Origin of the sequence: Rothia sp. HMSC064D08 (assembly GCF_001809525.1) — a bacterium.
In the GTDB taxonomy this organism is placed as follows: domain Bacteria; phylum Actinomycetota; class Actinomycetes; order Actinomycetales; family Micrococcaceae; genus Rothia; species Rothia dentocariosa.
This window is the reverse complement of sequence record NZ_KV797900.1, coordinates 468,972-486,299: the sequence shown is the minus strand read 5'-3', so window position 1 is coordinate 486,299 and position 17,328 is coordinate 468,972. Positions and strand designations below refer to the sequence as shown.

General features: G+C 52.9%; 14 protein-coding genes. 13 read left to right on the top strand and 1 reads right to left on the bottom strand.

The window, feature by feature from the left end; translation table 11 throughout:
• Positions 1-47 precede the first annotated feature (47 nt).
• The 5 genes from ruvB (at position 48) to HMPREF2625_RS08835 (ending at position 7,205) form a co-directional block, all read left to right on the top strand.
• Positions 48-1,034, top strand: coding sequence for a Holliday junction branch migration DNA helicase RuvB (gene ruvB, locus HMPREF2625_RS08855; RefSeq protein WP_172461396.1), 987 nt, complete (start codon positions 48-50; stop codon positions 1,032-1,034).
• 296 nt (positions 1,035-1,330) lie between these two features.
• Positions 1,331-1,669, top strand: a complete 339-nt coding sequence (yajC, locus tag HMPREF2625_RS08850) for a preprotein translocase subunit YajC (protein ID WP_013399137.1) — start codon at positions 1,331-1,333, stop codon at positions 1,667-1,669.
• 89 nt (positions 1,670-1,758) lie between these two features.
• On the top strand, positions 1,759-3,447 hold the full coding sequence (gene secD, locus HMPREF2625_RS08845; RefSeq protein WP_070523998.1) for a protein translocase subunit SecD: 1,689 nt from the start codon (positions 1,759-1,761) through the stop codon (positions 3,445-3,447).
• 2 nt (positions 3,448-3,449) lie between these two features.
• Complete coding sequence (gene secF / locus HMPREF2625_RS08840) at positions 3,450-4,547, top strand: protein translocase subunit SecF (protein ID WP_004004751.1); 1,098 nt, start codon at positions 3,450-3,452, stop codon at positions 4,545-4,547.
• A 252-nt stretch (positions 4,548-4,799) separates the two neighbouring features.
• Positions 4,800-7,205, top strand: coding sequence for a RelA/SpoT family protein (locus HMPREF2625_RS08835; protein ID WP_013399135.1), 2,406 nt, complete (start codon positions 4,800-4,802; stop codon positions 7,203-7,205).
• 148 nt (positions 7,206-7,353) lie between these two features.
• Here the strand turns inward: HMPREF2625_RS08835 and HMPREF2625_RS08830 are convergent, their stop codons facing one another.
• Positions 7,354-8,625 carry a DUF349 domain-containing protein gene (locus tag HMPREF2625_RS08830; RefSeq protein WP_246826765.1) on the bottom strand — a complete coding sequence of 424 codons (1,272 nt, stop codon included), beginning with the start codon at positions 8,623-8,625 and terminating at the stop codon, positions 7,354-7,356.
• Positions 8,626-8,907: 282 nt separating this feature from the next.
• Here HMPREF2625_RS08830 and hisS point away from each other — a divergent pair, with 282 nt between their 5' ends.
• From hisS to HMPREF2625_RS08790, 8 genes are all read left to right on the top strand, one after another.
• The gene (hisS, locus tag HMPREF2625_RS08825) at positions 8,908-10,275 is read left to right on the top strand and encodes a histidine--tRNA ligase (protein WP_070523994.1); all 1,368 of its coding nucleotides are present in this window, start codon (positions 8,908-8,910) and stop codon (positions 10,273-10,275) included.
• Positions 10,276-10,417: 142 nt separating this feature from the next.
• Complete coding sequence (aspS, locus tag HMPREF2625_RS08820) at positions 10,418-12,196, top strand: aspartate--tRNA ligase (protein WP_070523992.1); 1,779 nt, start codon at positions 10,418-10,420, stop codon at positions 12,194-12,196.
• A 144-nt stretch (positions 12,197-12,340) separates the two neighbouring features.
• Complete coding sequence (locus tag HMPREF2625_RS08815) at positions 12,341-12,856, top strand: P-loop NTPase family protein (RefSeq protein WP_239653017.1); 516 nt, start codon at positions 12,341-12,343, stop codon at positions 12,854-12,856.
• A 36-nt stretch (positions 12,857-12,892) separates the two neighbouring features.
• Positions 12,893-13,327, top strand: a complete 435-nt coding sequence (dtd, locus tag HMPREF2625_RS08810; RefSeq protein ID WP_070523990.1) for a D-aminoacyl-tRNA deacylase — start codon at positions 12,893-12,895, stop codon at positions 13,325-13,327.
• Between the two features lie 31 nt (positions 13,328-13,358).
• Positions 13,359-14,804 (top strand): replication-associated recombination protein A, encoded by a 1,446-nt coding sequence (locus HMPREF2625_RS08805; protein ID WP_070523988.1) that lies wholly within the window; start codon positions 13,359-13,361, stop codon positions 14,802-14,804.
• A gap of 483 nt (positions 14,805-15,287) precedes the next feature.
• On the top strand, positions 15,288-15,920 hold the full coding sequence (rpsD, locus tag HMPREF2625_RS08800) for a 30S ribosomal protein S4 (RefSeq protein WP_004004741.1): 633 nt from the start codon (positions 15,288-15,290) through the stop codon (positions 15,918-15,920).
• Positions 15,921-16,385: 465 nt separating this feature from the next.
• Complete coding sequence (locus tag HMPREF2625_RS08795; protein ID WP_004004740.1) at positions 16,386-16,781, top strand: DUF948 domain-containing protein; 396 nt, start codon at positions 16,386-16,388, stop codon at positions 16,779-16,781.
• Positions 16,781-17,260 carry a hypothetical protein gene (locus tag HMPREF2625_RS08790; RefSeq protein WP_004004738.1) on the top strand — a complete coding sequence of 160 codons (480 nt, stop codon included), beginning with the start codon at positions 16,781-16,783 and terminating at the stop codon, positions 17,258-17,260. The genes HMPREF2625_RS08795 and HMPREF2625_RS08790 overlap by 1 nt, the downstream gene beginning before the upstream one ends.
• The last annotated feature ends 68 nt before the right edge of the window (positions 17,261-17,328 follow it).

Below are 17,328 nucleotides of genomic sequence, written 5' to 3'. Positions count from 1 at the left end.
CCGGCGGATACGCGCCAGGGCAGGTTCCTGGGCAACGTCTGGTTGCAATGGAAGAAGAACCTGAGGAGAAAATGATTGAGGCGGCGCTGCGCCCTAAGTCGCTTGACGACTTTGTAGGGCAAAAGCGCGTGCGGCAGCAGCTTTCCCTTGTGCTCGAAGCCTCAAAAATGCGTGGGCGCAGTGCCGACCATGTATTGCTTTCCGGCCCTCCCGGGCTGGGCAAAACCACCCTAGCAATGATTATTGCCGCTGAGATGGAGGCACCGCTTCGTATTACCTCCGGACCAGCAATTCAACATTCGGGTGATTTGGCTGCGATTCTGTCTTCGCTCACACCGGGCGAGGTACTCTTTCTTGACGAAATACACCGTATGAGCCGCCCGGCAGAAGAAATGCTCTATATGGCGATGGAAGATTTCCGTGTGGATATTGTGGTTGGCAAAGGCGCCGGAGCAACTTCGATTCCGCTTGAGCTTCCTCAATTTACGTTGGTAGGTGCAACAACCCGGGCAGGTCTGCTTCCCGGTCCGCTGCGTGACCGTTTTGGTTTTACCGGGCACCTTGAGTTCTATTCTGTGCCTGAGTTAGAACTTGTACTTCGCCGAAGCGCTGGTTTGATGGATATGCGTATCACAAGTGAAGGATATGCCGAGATCGCCGGTCGTTCGCGCGGAACCCCGCGTATCGCAAACCGTTTGCTGCGCCGTGTGCGAGACTGGGCACTCGTCAATGATGTTCACGATATCAACTCTCATGATGCCGCGACCGCCCTTGATATGTATGAGGTGGATGCGCGCGGCCTCGACCGTCTAGATCGAGCCGTTTTAGAGTCTCTTATCCACAAATTTGGTGGGGGACCAGTGGGTCTTTCAACTCTTGCTATTGCGGTGGGGGAAGAAACCGAGACTGTAGAAACTGTCGCTGAACCTTATCTGGTGCGTGAGGGTTTGATCGGTCGCACTCCGCGCGGGCGCGTAGCACTGCCTGCGGCTTGGGAACACTTGGGGCTTGAGGCACCTGAAATTAACCTCTAGTACCCGCTGCTGCTCAGCGAGATCGGAGACCAGGTACAGACACCGTCTTCGTTGCGATACACCTTTGTGTGGGTTATAAGCTAAAAATGGCGCGTTAGCTATCCGCATAAAAGATGCCTGAGTATCGCCAAAACGGCGAATAATGCTTGAGAAAACCTACACGCAGATCATGAAACGAGTAGGGAAACACAGCCCTCTCGCGTAGGATGGATAGGTAGTGCACAGATAAAACGTCAAAATATCCGTAGGAATTACCAACCTGCGGCGGTGGGCTTGCGCCTACGGAGAGGAAACATATGGACGTCAATTCGCTTATGATGATTCTTGTCGTCGTCTTTGCTGGGTTTTTGATTTACAGCAGTTTTAGGCGGCAGAAGCGTCAGTTCCAAGCGCTGCGGGATATGATCGCTTCGCTTAAACCCGGGGATGAAGTCATGACACGTGGGGGTCTGTACGGCAAAATTGTCTCCGTTGATGCTGAGGCGCAGAAAGCTAAACTTGAGATTGCTCAAGGCACCGTCATCACCATTAACCCACACTCGATTGCGCAGGTTATTACGGCTGCTGAAGATTCTGTCGAAGGTGCTGGCGCATCCGAAGAAACAAGCTCTGACGTTTCAGAGACCAAAGAATAACTGGTCAAGGAGTTTCGCCGCTAAAAGGGGGAGCTCCTTATCTCATGCACATAAGAATATCTAGAACATAGAACTAGTAAGGGGCACATATGGCTAGGCGTTCACCGCTTGCAGCCGCGCGAGGCGCCCTCGTCTCGATGGTTTTGCTCATGATCCTTATGGCCGCTGGTATTTTCGGTCCCACGCAAGCCGGTGGATCGTGGGGAGCAAAACTAGCACTTGATTTATCTGGTGGTACCCAGATGATCCTCTCACCCAAAGTGAACGGGTCGAACGACACCAACGTTAGCCAAGAGCAGCTGAAACAGGCTGTTGAAATTATTCGTCAGCGCGTTGACGGTGCGGGCGTTTCGGAAGCAGAAGTTACGACGTCCTTCGGCTCTGGAAACAACGTTGTGGTTTCGGTTCCTGGAAATATCAGCCCAGAAACCCGTGAGCTTATTCAGGCATCCGCCAACATGACCTTCCGCGCGGTGCTGCAGTCCTCATCGCCCGGTACAGCAGTACCTGAGGAATCACGCACTCCTGACGATAAACTCCCAAAGCCTACCGCAGAGCCACAGGACGGTTCGGATACCAACTGGATTACTCCCGAGCTTTATAAAGAGTTTGAGGCTAAAGATTGCTCCGCGGGCAATAATGAAGATGCGGAAGCGGCAGACCCCAAGAAAGCTATTGTGGCGTGCTCTACCGATGGCAACGAGAAATACATTTTGGGCCCGGTAGAACTCAACGGTAACGATATTTCGACGGCAAGTCACTCGCAAGAAACTAGCGGGCAGGGCATTAACACCGGTCGCTGGACCGTGAATATTGAGTTCAACGACTCGGCCCGTGAAACTTTTAAGAAAGTGACGACTCGTCTGAACGCTATTCGCGGTCAGAGCCCGAACGATCCCCGCAGCCGCTTTGCTATTATGCTCGACGGTAAAGTTTTGTCGTCGCCCGTCTCGCAGGCGGTTATCGCGGACGGCAAGCCGCAGATTACCGGTAACTTCTCAGAGCAGGAAGCTAAGAATCTTGCCGATCAGCTGAAGTACGGTGCTCTCCCGATTAGCTTCTCTATTCAATCAGAGCAGCAGATCTCTGCAACTTTGGGCGCAGAACAGCTTAAAGTGGGTATTCTGACCGGTCTGATTGGTCTGCTTTTAGTCTTTGTGTACTCACTGTTCCAGTACCGTCTGCTCGGGTTTGTGACAATGGCTTCTTTGGTGGTCGCGGGCATTATCTCGTATGAAGCCATTGTGCTTTTGGGATGGGCCCTAAACTATCGCCTCTCCCTGGCGGGTGTTGCCGGTTTGATTGTGGCAATTGGTGCGACGGCAGACTCCTTCATTGTGTACTTCGAGCGTATTCGTGATGAAATTCGTGCCGGACGTACAATACCGGCGGCTGTCAGTCACGGGTGGAAGCGCGCGTCCCGAACTATCCTGGCTTCTAAGGCTGTGAACCTTCTGGCGGCAGTAGTGCTGTACGTTGTCTCAGTCGGTTCGGTGAAGGGCTTCGCATTTACCTTGGGTCTTACCGCGATCGCAGACCTGATTGTGGTGTATCTCTTCACTCACCCGGCGCTTACTCTGCTTGCAAATACACGATACTTTGGCGAGGGGCACCGCCATTCCGGGCTTTCACCGGAATCCTTGGGGGCAGCACCCCTATACCGAGGCGCCGGTCGTTTCCGCTCGTCAAAGGAACCTACCCTAAGTATTGCGGAGCGTCGACGTGCCGAGCGTGCCGCCGCTGCGGAAGAAGCAACAAATGATGAGAAGGAGGCGTAATCATGGCTGCTGAAGTTAAGCCTAATGTTTTTGCGCGCTTCGGTAATGACTTGCACTCGGGTGCCCGGTCTTATCCTTTCATCGGCAAGCGCCGCCTTTGGCTCTTACTTGCGGTTCTACTGATGGCGGTATCTGTTGCCATACCGCTTGTAAGCGGTGGATTTAACCTGGGTATTGATTTCCGTGGCGGCTCGGAATTTGTGGTATCTCGAACCACCCACACTGAGGTGTCTGAGGGCGAAAACGCAGTGAAAGAGCATGCACCCTCGGCATCGGATGTGCGTGTTACAAATATCGCCCCCGGAACTATCCGTGCTCAAATGAGCAAGCTCTCTGATAACGAAACCCTCAGTGTTAAGAAAGCTCTGCAAGATGCTTATGGCGTGAGCGAGAACGACGTAACCTCTTCTTACGTTGGTCCTACCTGGGGCGAAGATGTAACTCGCCAGGCATTCTTCGGGTTGATCGTGTTCGTGATCCTTGCCCTGATCGGCATGGCGTTCTATTTCCGCACGTGGAAGATGTCGCTGGCCTCTATAGCCGGGTTGCTTTTTACCGTAGTTGTTACGGTAGGAATTTACGCGGCTCTCGGATTCGAGATTACCCCGAGTGCGATCATCGGTTTCTTGACGATTTTGAGCTACTCACTGTACGACTCGGTGGTGGTTTTCGATAAAATCCGTGAGAACACCGAGGATGCTTTCTCCCGTAAAGACAGGACATTTGCGGAAGACATTAACCTTGCGGTGAACCAGACGTTGGTACGTTCAATTAACACCGCTATTGTTGGTGTTCTTCCGGTGGGTTCGATCCTCTTTATCGGCGCGTTTATGCTGGGCGCCGGTACTCTGCAAGATCTCTCGCTGTCATTGTTCGTCGGTATTCTGGTCGGCATGGTCGGTACACTCTTCGTATCGGCGCCGCTTTATGGAACCCTACGTTTGGGCGAGCGGAAGATTCTCGCCCACACACGTAAGGTTGAGGAATACCGCGCGAGTGGTCAGGCAGAGGCGGATGCCGCATCTGAGGATGACGATGATAAACCGCGTAAACGCCGTAAACCGAGTTTTGAAGTCAACGTTATAAACGCAGACCAATAACTTGACTGGGGCATATAAGTGAATAATCATAGGGGGCGTTCTCACAAGAGCGCCCCTTATGGTTTATGTAACACCTACAATAAATCTTGAAAGTTTCACTACATGAGTTTGCCGCATTTGCACAACAGTGAGTAGGATAAATAAACACATGAGAGTCTCACTCAAGATATCGTGATATCGCAGGTTTTATGGTGATGCGTGGGTCGACGATGATTCTCAATACGTGGAGGGCACGAGGAAGAAGGCAGAAAGATGAGCGCAGCAGGATCTCCCGTAATCCCCGATAACGAAGGCGGCATGCAGACGCAGCCGCCTAAGAAAATTGTGCGTGGCTCTCACCGTGTGATGGCGGCATCCGGACGTGTGCCTAACCGTTTGGTTTTTGGTCGCCGCATGCTTTCAACATCTGGGGGAGCCAACGAAAGCGCATCCGTACGTTTCTCACCGCTTTTAGCGCCTGTTGTACGCGCCGTGCGGAAATATCACCCCGATGAAGATATTCAAGTTCTGCAGCGTGCCTTTGAAATAGCGAATAAATATCATGAAGGTCAAAAACGTAAAAGTGGCGATCCGTATATTACCCACCCCGTTGCCGTGACCGCGATTCTTGCTGAAATGGGCGCGACCGGTCCTGTCTTGGCAGCGGGGCTTCTACATGACACAGTCGAAGACACCGAATACACCATGGAAGAGCTCACAGAGGAGTTCGGCGAAGAGGTTGCTTACCTTGTTGATGGTGTGACAAAGCTCGACAAAATGACTTATGGCGAGCACGCATCCATCGAGACTATTCGCAAACTCGTGCTATCGATGAGTAAAGATATTCGCGTGCTTCTTATCAAACTTGCCGATCGTCTGCATAATGCACGTACGTGGCGTTTTGTGGCTGCAGGGTCGGCGGCGCGGAAAGCTGAAGAAACTCTTAAAATTTATGCTCCGCTGGCCCATCGCTTGGGACTCAACACCATCAAGTGGGAGCTTGAGGACCTGTCATTTGCCGCGATGAGCCCCGAAATATATGCCGAAATTGTGCGTATGGTGGGAGAGCGTACTCCTAAACTTGAAAAATTTCTTGATGAATCACGCAGCAAGATTACAGAGCGTTTAGACTCGGTGGGGCTTGAGGCTACGGTGACGGGCCGCCCGAAGCATTACTATTCCATTCATCAAAAAATGAAAACCAAAGGGCGTAGTTTTGACGAGATTAACGATATTCTCGCGGTGCGCATTATGGTCGAAACGGATGAACAATGTTACACCGTTTTAGGGCATATACTTTCACTCTGGCCTGCTATGCCGGGGCGTTTCAAAGATTATATTAAGAATCCTAAAAATAACAATTATCAATCATTACATTTGACGGTTTATGGGCCGGGTAATTTACCGTTGGAAATTCAAATCCGCACCTATAAGATGCATGAGGAAGCGGAATACGGTGTTGCCGCGCACTGGCGATATAAAGCGGCTTCGCGGGGGGAGAAAATAACCCAGCAGAAACACGAGCCGGGGGCGCATACCTCTGCCATGAATGTGGGGATTTTGCAGTCTATTGCCGAAATCTCTAATTCCAACCCTGAGTCAGATAAATTCTATGAGTCTTTGGCAGAAACTCTCGATACCGATGAGATCGTGGTGCTCACTCCCGACGGTGAAGCAATTGCTCTTCCCGCCGGGTCAACCCCCGTAGATTTCGCTTATGCTATTCACTCTGAAGTGGGGGATCGTACCGTTGGCGCTAAGGTAAATGGGCGCCTAGTGCCACTTCATACAGTGCTGCCCACGGGTTCAACAGTCGAAATTACGACCACCAAAAATGAGGATGCTGGCCCCAGCGAGGACTGGCTCAAATTCGTGCGTTCATCGCGAGCGCGAACAAAGATTCGTCAGCATTTCGCAAAAGAACGCCGTCTTGAGGCTTTGGATCGCGGGCGTGAAGCTCTCACTAAGAGCATGCGCAATAATGAGCTGCCGCTGCAGAAGATGATGAGCCCAGAGCTCATGACGCAGGTAGCTCAACAGCTGCACAAGAATGACGTTGCAACGCTGTACCGAGCAATTGGTGAGAACGAAATATCGCCAAAGCAGGTGATTGACTCTCTTGTCGAGCTCTATAATGGCGACCAGATTGAAGAATCTGAGGTTGAGGTTAGCGACTTTGATGAGACCCTGCTTAAGCAGACTCACCGTGCTGTCAGCGATAATGGCGTGGTCGTTCCAGGTGCTGAGGGCGTGCTGACGAAGATTGCGCGATGCTGCACACCGGTTCCGCCCGATGACATCATTGGCATGGTGACTCGGTATAACGGTATTTCAGTACATAGGCGCGACTGCCCCAATATGCGTAATGCCGATGAGGAGCCCCGTATTACCACGGTGGAATGGGCTTCCTCACCTGATGCCATGTACCGCGTGCAGATTCAGGTGGAGGGCCTGGACCGTAAGGGTCTGCTCAGCGACCTCATCCGAGCTATTTCAGAGGCCGGAGTAAGCATTCTGGATGCGCGCGTGCACACCTCTGAGGATCGTACCGTCATCGACCGGTTTGCGGTTGAACTAGGGGACAGGTTTATGCTTGAGCATGTCTTGAACGTTGTGCGTAACGTTGCGGGCGTCTATAAGGCGTATCGTCTCACCGGTGCCAAGCCAGCGGCTGCATAGTCTACAGTAGGTGCGTGAAAATCTGCGCATGGTGTGTAAAGCGTGTAAGTAGGGCATAGCTTGGCAGATAAACACAAAAAATCCGGGGTCTCCCGATTGGGAACACCCCGGAATTTTTGTACCTTCGTAAGAAAGGAAGGAACAAGCTTTAGGCGTTGAAACCTTCAAGGGTTGCCGCCCAGGCGCGGCGCGCCTCCAAAGCCTCCTGCGCCTTGGCGATCTTCTTAGCATCGCCGGAGGCCTGTGCTGCCTGTAGCTCAGACTCAAGCTCGGCGAGCGAATCCTGGATCTGGGTAAGCAGTGAGTTTGCGCGGGCTGCCTTAGCGGGATCGTTCTTCTTCCATTTAGCGGCTTCTGCACCGTTGATTTCATCCTGAATCTTACGAAGCTCAGAATCTATACGGCGCAAATCTGCGCGCGGAACTCGACCGGCTGCATCCCAACGATCAAGGATCTTCTCAAAAGCCTTTTTAGCGGCAGAAATGTCGGTTACCGGCAACAGGTCACGAGCTTCAACTAGGAGAGCCTCTTTAACCTTGAGATTCTCGGCATATGCTTCGTCCTGTTGTGCTTCGGCGGCGTTGCGGGCATCAAAGAAGACATCCTGAGCGGCACGGAAACGCGCCCACAGTTTATCGTCCTCACGGCGAGAACCGCGCGGAACTTCCTTCCAAGCACGCATCAACTTGCCGTATTCACGTGAGGTTTCAGACCAATCGGTTGAAGAAGACAGCTGTTCAGCGCGAGCGATCAGCTCTTCCTTCGCGCGTTTGATGCGGGCGTTACGGTCGTCAAGCTGCGAGAAATGCGCCCGACGGTTGCGGTCGAAGGTGGTGCGGGCGGCGCGGAATCGTTTCCACAGTTCGTCTTCAACTGATTTCGCCAAATGAATTTCACGCTGGGCTTGTTTCCACGCATCGAAGAGTTCGTTCATACGGGCGTGAGAATTCTTCCAATGGATTTTCTCAACATCCTGAGCCGCAATCTGCTCAGCCTCAACAACGATCTCTTCGCGCGCCGCCAGAGCACGTTCACGGTTCTCGGCACGTTCCTGCTGCTGAGCCTCGCCCAGCTTAATAATGCGTTCGTTCAATGCGGACAGGCGCTCCTGCAAGCTTGCGTAATCGCCCACCATATTGCGCACACCAATTTGCGCACCGATGGAGGTGATACCCTTTTGCAGATCTGCCGCCGGGGAATTATTCTCAACACGCGATTCGAGCAGAGAGACCTGTGCCTCAACGTTCTCGAACTTGCGGGCGAAATATGCCAGGGCTTCTTCTTCGGAGGCACCAGGCAGTTGCCCTACGGCGTACTCTTCACCCTCAACAATCACAAAAACATGACCGTCATCGGATACACGACCAAACTTACGTGCCTGCTCAAGGTTTACCTGGGTGTCGTCGGATTTAATAGTCACCGCTATAACTCTCATTCACTAGGGGCATGAAAAACCCATCGGAAGAATAGGCTCTATGTCATGCCGGGGAAACGTCTCATGGCTATAGGCCGAAACATATAGCGCATCTATACAGCATAGCGGGTGTATACGGTTTATACATCCTATAGCGGCATGTGACGCGCCAGAATAGGCGCGAAGTTTTGCGGTTCGCTGTGGGCGCATCCTTGCTATGATTAAAAGGCTGTGCGCGTCACACAATATGGCGCACATCTGATACCACGATTTCAAGGAGAGAAGCATATGGCTCGCAAGGCATCGCTGTCTGGTTTTCCGGAGTATTTACCGGCTGAACGACTTGTTGAGAACCATGTTCTTGACACTCTGCGTAAGACCTTCGAGCTTCACGGTTTTTCTTCGATTGAGACCCGTTCGGTTGAGACTATTGAGCAGCTTCTTCGCAAGGGTGATATTGATAAGGAAGTTTACTCGATCTCTCGCCTGCTGGATGATAACGCCACTAAAGCTAAAGAAAAACTTGCTCTGCATTTCGATCTGACCGTACCTTTCGCGCGGTACGTCGTTGAGAACGCTGGGTATTTGAATTTCCCGTTCTCTCGCTACCAGATTCAGAAAGTTTGGCGCGGCGAGCGCCCGCAGGAAGGGCGTGCACGCGAGTTTACCCAGGCTGATATTGATGTTGTGGGTGATGGTGAACTGCCTTTCCGCTATGACGTGACCCTCGCTCTCGTTGTCGTGGATGCACTCTCAAAACTTCCTATTCCCGATTTCAAACTTCGGGTGAACAACCGCAAACTTGCGGAGGGTTTTTATCTTGGGCTGGGACTTACCGATACAGCCGCGGTGCTGCGTTCCATCGACAAACTTGAAAAAATTGGCGCGGATGCGGTGGCGCAGGAACTTCAGCGTGAGGTTGGCGCCTCTGAAGAGCAGGCTCAGGCAGCCCTAGAGCTTGCGCAGATTCGTACCGAGGATTCATCTTTTGTGGCCCAGGTCCGTGAACTCGCTGAGCGGTACAAGGTTGAGCATGAACTTCTTGATCGAGGTGTTACCGAGCTTGCCGAAGTTATTGATGAAGCTGCCCGTCGCGCCCCCGGAAAAGTTCTTGCCGATCTTTCTATCGCACGCGGGCTGGATTATTACACCGGTACCGTCTACGAGACTGTGCTTGTGGGGCATGAATCGTTAGGGTCGATTTGCTCGGGTGGTCGGTACGAGTCGCTGGCCTCGAACGGGAAGAAAACCTATCCCGGAGTTGGGCTGTCAATTGGGGTAACCCGTCTGGTTGCGCGCATCCTCTCGCAGGGGTTTGCGCAGGCTACCCGTAAGGTTCCCTCTGCGGTATTTATCGCCCTCACTAATGATGAAGGCTGGTCTGCCGCTAACGATGTTGCTGATGCACTCCGGTCGCGTGGTATCGCCTGTGAAGTTTCGGCGAATGCAGCCAAATTCGGTAAGCAAATCAAATATGCTGAAAAACGCGGTATTCCCTTCGTCTGGTTTATTTCGACGGGGGATAACGGCGAGCTGGCGCACGAGGTCAAGGATATCCGTTCGGGGGAACAAGTTGCTGCGGACCCCGCGAGCTGGATGCCGCCAGAAGAAGACCTGAACGTGCGTGTAGTGCCTGCCGAGAGTATCGGCTCATAAAATATTGAGGGTGTCGCCACACTATAGTGAGTGGCGGCATTACAATGGGAAAATGCGCACGCAGTGTGCGTATCTTAAAAATCAAGCGCATGCACCCGGCTACTGTCTATAGTCGTGAGGTGCCTGCAATGAAAGGAATGCAGTGCTTCGCACCCATACCAATGGCGAGCTCACCGCCGCCAACATCGGAGAAACCGTAACCCTCACTGGCTGGGTAGCTCGTCGTCGTGACCACGGCGGTGTAGCTTTCGTCGATTTGCGTGATCGCGCGGGCGTTACCCAATGCGTGTTCCATAACGAAGATGATTTTGAACACCTACGCAATGAATACGTTCTGCGTGTAACCGGTCAGGTGACCAAGCGCCCTGAGGGAAATGAAAACCCGAATCTTGCAACCGGCGAAATTGAGGTTGAAGTTTCTGCGGTCGAGGTTCTTAATACTGCAGCACCGCTTCCATTCCAGATTGACGAGCATGTTGAGGTCGGTGAAGAGGCGCGTCTGCGCTACCGTTACCTCGATCTTCGCCGCCCCGAACCTGCTCGCATCATGCGCCTGCGTTCCGACGCTAACCGCGCGGCACGCAACCTGCTTGCTGATGACGGTTATCTAGAGGTTGAAACCCCCACTCTTACCCGATCAACACCCGAAGGTGCCCGTGACTTCCTGGTTCCTGCGCGTTTGGCACCTGGTTCTTGGTACGCGTTGCCGCAGTCACCCCAGCTGTTTAAACAGCTCCTGCAGGTGGGCGGCATTGAAAAGTACTACCAGATTGCTCGATGCTACCGCGATGAGGACTTCCGCGCGGACCGTCAGCCTGAGTTCACTCAGCTCGATATTGAGGCATCCTTCGTAGATCAGGACGACATTATTGACTTGGGCGAACGCATTGTCGAGGCTGTCTGGAACCTGATTGATGTGCAGATTCCCCGTCCTATTCGCCGTATGACCTATACCGAAGCGATGGAGAAATACGGTACCGACAAGCCAGATCTGCGTTTTGGTCTTGAGCTGACCGAACTTACCGATTACTTTGCCAACACCACGTTCCGTGTGTTTAAGGCTCCCTACGTGGGTGCCGTGGTAATGCCCGGCGGCGCTTCTCAGCCGCGCCGCACCCTGGACGCATGGCAGGAATGGGCAAAGCAGCGCGGTGCGAAGGGTCTGGCCTATGTACTGGTGCAGGAAGACGGCGAACTGACTGGTCCTGTTGCGAAGAACATCACTGATGAGGAACGTGCAGGTCTTGCTGCAGCAACCGGCGCCAACCCCGGGGACTGCATCTTCTTCGCCGCCGGTGAAGCTAAACAGGCGCGTGCTCTGCTGGGCGCTGCCCGTGTTGAGATCGGTCACCGTACCGGCCTTATCAAGGACGGCGAGTGGTCGTTCCTGTGGGTTGTGGATGCGCCTCTCTTCGAGTCTGCTGCAGAGGCCACCGAGTCAGGAGATGTCGCACTGGGGCACTCAGCATGGACTGCCGTGCACCACGCTTTTACGGCGCCAAAACCCGAGTTCTTGGATACCTTCGACAAGGATCCTGGTTCGGCGCTGGCATACGCCTACGATATCGTCTGCAATGGTAACGAGATCGGTGGCGGTTCTATCCGTATCCACCGCCGTGACGTGCAGGAACGTGTTTTTGCGGTCATGGGAATTGGCGAGGAAGAAGCACAGGAGAAGTTCGGCTTCTTGCTGGACGCCTTCAAGTACGGCGCACCTCCGATGGGCGGTATCGCATTCGGATGGGATCGCATTATCTCGCTTCTTGCGGGGGTAGATTCAATTCGCGAGGTTATTGCCTTCCCGAAGACCGGTAACGGCTATGACCCGCTGACTGCCGCACCCGCGCCGATCACGCCGCAGCAGCGCAAGGAAGCAGGCGTTGATTTCAAGCCGAAGAAGAAGGATGAAGACGAAAAGTAGTTCTTACTTGAAAATTCCTGCGTGTGAGCGCTGAGAGGAAAGCGGGCTGTAGATACACCACGGTGTATATGCAGCCCGCTTTCGTGTATGGGTTAGTTATTCTGGAAAAGTCCCGCACGAAAGGCAGGAGTTATGCGCATCCTTATGACAGGCGCCAGTGGCAGCGGCAAAACTACATTTGCCGGAAGACTTGGTGCGATTTTAGGCATACCGCATACCGAAATGGATTCTTTGCACTGGGGCGAGAACTGGACGCCCCGCCCCAGTTTTGAAGCAGATGTGGATGAGCTCGCGGCGCAGGATTCGTGGATTACAGAATGGCAGTATTCGCAGGTACGTGAGCGTCTTCTAGAGCGTGCTGATACCGTCATTTACCTGCATTATCCGAGATGGTTTGTTGAGCAGCGGGTTATTCGAAGAACCCTGCACCGAGCAGTGACTCGTGAAGAACTTTGGGCCGGAAATACTGAGCCGCCTCTGTGGAGCGTTTTTACTGACCCCGAAAATATGATTCGCTACACCTGGAGCAGCTACCCTAAATATGCGCCTCTTATGGCCGAAGCACGCAGAAATCACCCGGACAAACGATATATCGAATTCCGAACACCCCGTGAAGCAGAGAAATTTCTGCAAGCGGTACAGCTTCGCGGAAGTATCTAAACATTTTAGAAATACCGAAAGGCAGAGGCATTACCCATGCGAGTTATTTTGCAGCGTGTAAGCCGCGCATCCGTGCGTGTAGAGAATAAAATCGTTGGGGCGATTGAAGAAACCGGGTATCTTGCATTCGTCGGTATTACCCATGAGGACGGCGAGACCCAACTGGCTAAAATGGCGGATAAAACCGCTAACCTGCGCCTTTTTGAGGGCGAAAAATCCGCGCTTGAGGTTGATGCGCCCGTTCTCGCCGTTAGTCAATTCACGCTCTACGGAGATGCGAAAAAAGGCAGGCGCCCGTCGTGGTCGAAAGCGGCTCCGGGCGCTGTCAGCGAGCCGATTTTTGAGGCTTTTGTCCAGAAGCTCCGCGCTATCGGGCTCCGTGTTGAAACAGGAGTTTTCGGCGCCGATATGCAGGTTGAACTCGTTAATGACGGACCGGTAACCCTCATTCTCGATAGCGAAACCCTCTAGATACCGCGTATACGCACGGTAGAGTTGAAATATGGCAGATTCGCTTTTTGACCTTGACCTTCCAGACGACGAAGATCGCGTAAAATTTGCGTCCACACCGTCTTCACGTACCGCATCCCAAGCACCCTTGGCAGTACGTATGCGCCCGCGTCACGTCGATGAAGTTTTTGGACAAGCCCATCTGCTGACCCCAGGGTCTCCGCTTCGTGTGCTTGCTGGTGCCGATAAGTCTGGACCAGCAGGACCTTCGTCTGTTATTTTGTACGGCCCTCCCGGCACCGGGAAAACCACATTGGCGCATGTCATCGCACGTGCGCCGGGGCGTAAATTCGTTGAGCTTTCCGCTATCACCGCCGGAGTTAAAGACGTTCGCGTCGTTATGGACCAAGCACTTTTAGACCGTGACATGTACGGCACCACAACAGTGCTTTTTCTTGACGAGATTCACCGGTTTACAAAGGCTCAACAAGATGCGCTGCTGCCTGGAGTCGAAAACCGCTGGGTTATTCTTGTGGCGGCAACGACGGAAAACCCCTCGTTCAGCGTGATTTCGCCTCTTCTTTCACGTTCACTTTTGCTTCGAGTTCATTCTTTGGAGCCAGCCGACATTGAGTCTTTAATTAACCGAGCGCTCGAAGACCCTCGCGGGTTCAACGGTGCCGCTGTGATTGATGAAGATGCTCGTGCCCACCTTGCTGCAGTATCCGGCGGCGATGCACGTCGCTCGCTAACTTCTTTAGAAGCCGCCGCCGCCATAGCTTTCAGCGAGCATGAACAGGCTGAATCTCACGGCGAGAACGCGGAATCTGGGGGAGAGGTAAACCCTAGCAAGCCTGTGCGCATTACTCTGGCACATGCCCAGGAAGCCGTTGACCGCGCTGCCGTTCGCTACGATAAAGGCGGCGATCAGCACTACGACGTGATTAGCGCCTTCATCAAATCTATACGCGGTTCCGATGCTGATGCCGCCGTCCACTATCTAGCGCGCATGCTCGAAGGCGGCGAAGACCCACGCTTTGTAGCGCGGCGCATTATGATTGCGGCGAGTGAAGATATCGGTCTTGCCGATCCGCAGGCGCTTCAAGTAGCGACCGCCGCCGCCCAGTCGGTGGCGTTGGTTGGTATGCCGGAGGCGCGTATTATTCTGTCGCAGGCGGTGATTTACTGTGCTTTAGCGCCCAAATCGAATGCGGCATATGTGGCTATTAATAAGGCAATAGCGGATGTACGATCTGGGCTTTCGGGGCAGGTCCCAGCTCATCTTCGAGACGCCCACTATGCGGCCGCCGCCGATTTGGGACACGGCGACGGATATATTTATGCGCACGATGAGCCGGGGCATGTGGCGGCTCAACAGTATTTGCCGGATACCTTGCGGGATAAGGTCTACTACGAGCCGACGCAGTATGGATTTGAACGAACCCTGGCTGAACGGCGCGAGCGTATCCGAGAAATTCTGAATCGAGCCGATAGCTAACCGAACAGAAAAGCGGTATGCACCACCTCGGCCGTGGTGTATACCGCTAGAGTGAGATGTGATAGATAAACTCCGAATGCGCACCAGACTCTTATGAGCCCGGAAGTCGGTCGCACATCCGGTGTACTGCCTTTATTCTATGACATGGTAAAGATTCGGTAAAGGAACTTCTGTCATAAAGTTTTGAGGGAGTGTCATAATGTGTTCTTGCGCATGGTTGAGAACACAAAATTTGTGCGGTACTCAGCTAGATTCTGAATGCGAACCACGGTAGACTTGATGGGTCTGGCAGTCTCGTTATATCTACTATATAGCGCAGTATATTGTGTTTTGGTTTAGGAATAACGCTGACGTAGTGCTGGGGTACTCTGCCCCAAACTCTCCGCCCCACCACCCGGTGCGGGTAAACCGAGGAGGCCAGCTCCAAAAAGATAAGAGCCCTTAGCGTGAATACATGAGGGTTCTGCACTATGAAAGGTAATTGTGGCTAAAAATAACCGCACCCGCCGTACCGTGCGTCAGTCCCGTGCTTTGGGCATCGCACTGACCCCGAAGGCAGAAAAGTACCTTGAGCGCCGTCCTTACGGCCCCGGTCAGCATGGTCGTGCCCGCAAGAAGGCTGATTCTAACTACGCTACCCAGCTGAAGGAAAAGCAGCGTCTGCGCGCTCAGTACAACATTCGTGAGGCACAGATGCGCCGCGCATACCTTGAAGCAAAGCGTGTCGAGGGTCAGACCGGTAAGAACCTGGTTGAGCACCTTGAGACCCGTCTCGACGCTCTGGTTCTGCGTTCGGGCTTTGCTCGCACCATTGCACAGGCTCGTCAGATGGTTGTACACCGTCACATTATGGTTGACGGTGTGCGCGTGGATCGTCCTTCGTTCCGCGTCAAGCCCGGCCAGCTGATTCACGTTCACCCGAAGTCTGAGAAGACCACTCCTTTCCAGGTCGCAGCTGCGGGCGAGAACCAGGCAGTTCTGCCTGAGGTTCCGGCATACCTGAACGTCGAAATCGAGAAGCTGCACGCTAAGCTCGAACGCGCCCCCAAGCGCGAAGAGATCCCTGTGGTCTGCGATGAGCAGCTGGTTGTTGAGTACTACTCACGCCTAGCATAATCTCGAATTTTCGAGAAGGGTAACCCCTACCTACGGGTCGGCCGTAGGAGGGGTTATTTTTTATGCATAATGTCTTGTGAGCTATTACCGATTTAATAGACGGTACAACATTTATTGAAGGTGTTTACTTGCTTCGGAACCCAAAATTCAGGTCGGTGGTGTATGACTAAACCTGAGGATTATTCCTTGATGTTACATCTTATGCATGTCTTATAGAGTTTGATGAGGGTAATAAACGTGGAATCTGAACTGTAACGAGATACCGCAGTAAGTGTAAATTTTTTATAAAACCCCTGGTAGAGCTGTATATTTTGACGACAAGCGGCGTTCAAAATGGGCATGCACAAGGTTTTTCATTTATGATGGAGTAAGCCGTGGGTACGGTTTTTCTGTGTGCTCGCTTCAAAACTCGTTTCTCGCGGGCGCCCACTGTGTTTTACTGGTTGATATAGGAAAGAGGTCGTGATGAGTGGTGGAGACATTGCAGGTCTGATAGCTGCCGGTGTTTTCGCAATTCTTGTGGCGTTACTTGCTTTACCTATTATTCGCCTGACTAAAGTTTTCGATGAACTTATCGTGACCATTCGTTCGCTCAACCAGAGCACATCACCTTTGATCGACGAAGTTACTAAAACAGTCGTTACCACGAATGAGCAGCTTGAGAAGGTAGACGGTATCACCTCTAACGTATCCGATGCTTCCGCGAACGTTTCTGCCCTGTCTTCTTTGGTGACTTCAACTGTGGGGCAGCCCCTTATTAAAGTTGCTTCGTTCTCATACGGTGTCCGTCAGGCATTCCGTGGTAAGAAGCCTGGTGACGATGATCGTGCAGCTGGTACTTCACAGGGAGGTGAACAGTAATGGGTTTATTTCGGTCAGTTCTTCTTGTGGGAGCGGGCGCGGCGGTAGGCTATTTCGCGTCAAAACGTGCCAGCGCATCGCCCGAAAAGAAAACAGGCGCTCTTGTTCAGTACCAACAGGGTACACTCGCTCTTAACCCGGAGTCACAGGTGGGAAAGTTTTTCGATTCACCTGTTGGTAAGCCTCTTCAACCCTATGCGCTTAAAGCTGTCGAATTTGCTGCGCGTGTTCGTGAAGGCATGCAGGAAAAAGAAGCTGAACTTCATGCTAAAGTTGAGCGACAGAAACAGGATATACGTCCTGGTTCTATAGATACCTGGGACCGTCAGATGAGTGAGCAAGAAATTGCTTCCACAAATCGGGCTGCTGCCGAGCGGGAACTGCTCGACGTGGAATCGCGGATTGCCGCTACAGAGGAGGAACTTCGCTCCGCCCGCATCCAACGTGACCGAGAGCTGGGTGAAGATTTCTTTAACTAGCCGGTACTGTAACGTAGCCGTAATGACGGCATGACGAACTTGATAGATTTCGTAGAATTTCACACAGA

Bases quoted from the DNA above. Each gene is read 5' to 3' on its own strand.
- ruvB (WP_172461396.1), top strand. From the start codon at position 48: ATGGAAGAAGAACCTGAGGAGAAAATGATTGAGGCGGCGCTGCGCCCT.
- yajC (WP_013399137.1), top strand. From the start codon at position 1,331: ATGGACGTCAATTCGCTTATGATGATTCTTGTCGTCGTCTTTGCTGGG.
- secD (WP_070523998.1), top strand. From the start codon at position 1,759: ATGGCTAGGCGTTCACCGCTTGCAGCCGCGCGAGGCGCCCTCGTCTCG.
- secF (WP_004004751.1), top strand. From the start codon at position 3,450: ATGGCTGCTGAAGTTAAGCCTAATGTTTTTGCGCGCTTCGGTAATGAC.
- HMPREF2625_RS08835 (WP_013399135.1), top strand. From the start codon at position 4,800: ATGAGCGCAGCAGGATCTCCCGTAATCCCCGATAACGAAGGCGGCATG.
- hisS (WP_070523994.1), top strand. From the start codon at position 8,908: ATGGCTCGCAAGGCATCGCTGTCTGGTTTTCCGGAGTATTTACCGGCT.
- HMPREF2625_RS08815 (WP_239653017.1), top strand. From the start codon at position 12,341: ATGACAGGCGCCAGTGGCAGCGGCAAAACTACATTTGCCGGAAGACTT.
- dtd (WP_070523990.1), top strand. From the start codon at position 12,893: ATGCGAGTTATTTTGCAGCGTGTAAGCCGCGCATCCGTGCGTGTAGAG.
- HMPREF2625_RS08805 (WP_070523988.1), top strand. From the start codon at position 13,359: ATGGCAGATTCGCTTTTTGACCTTGACCTTCCAGACGACGAAGATCGC.
- HMPREF2625_RS08795 (WP_004004740.1), top strand. From the start codon at position 16,386: ATGAGTGGTGGAGACATTGCAGGTCTGATAGCTGCCGGTGTTTTCGCA.
- HMPREF2625_RS08790 (WP_004004738.1), top strand. From the start codon at position 16,781: ATGGGTTTATTTCGGTCAGTTCTTCTTGTGGGAGCGGGCGCGGCGGTA.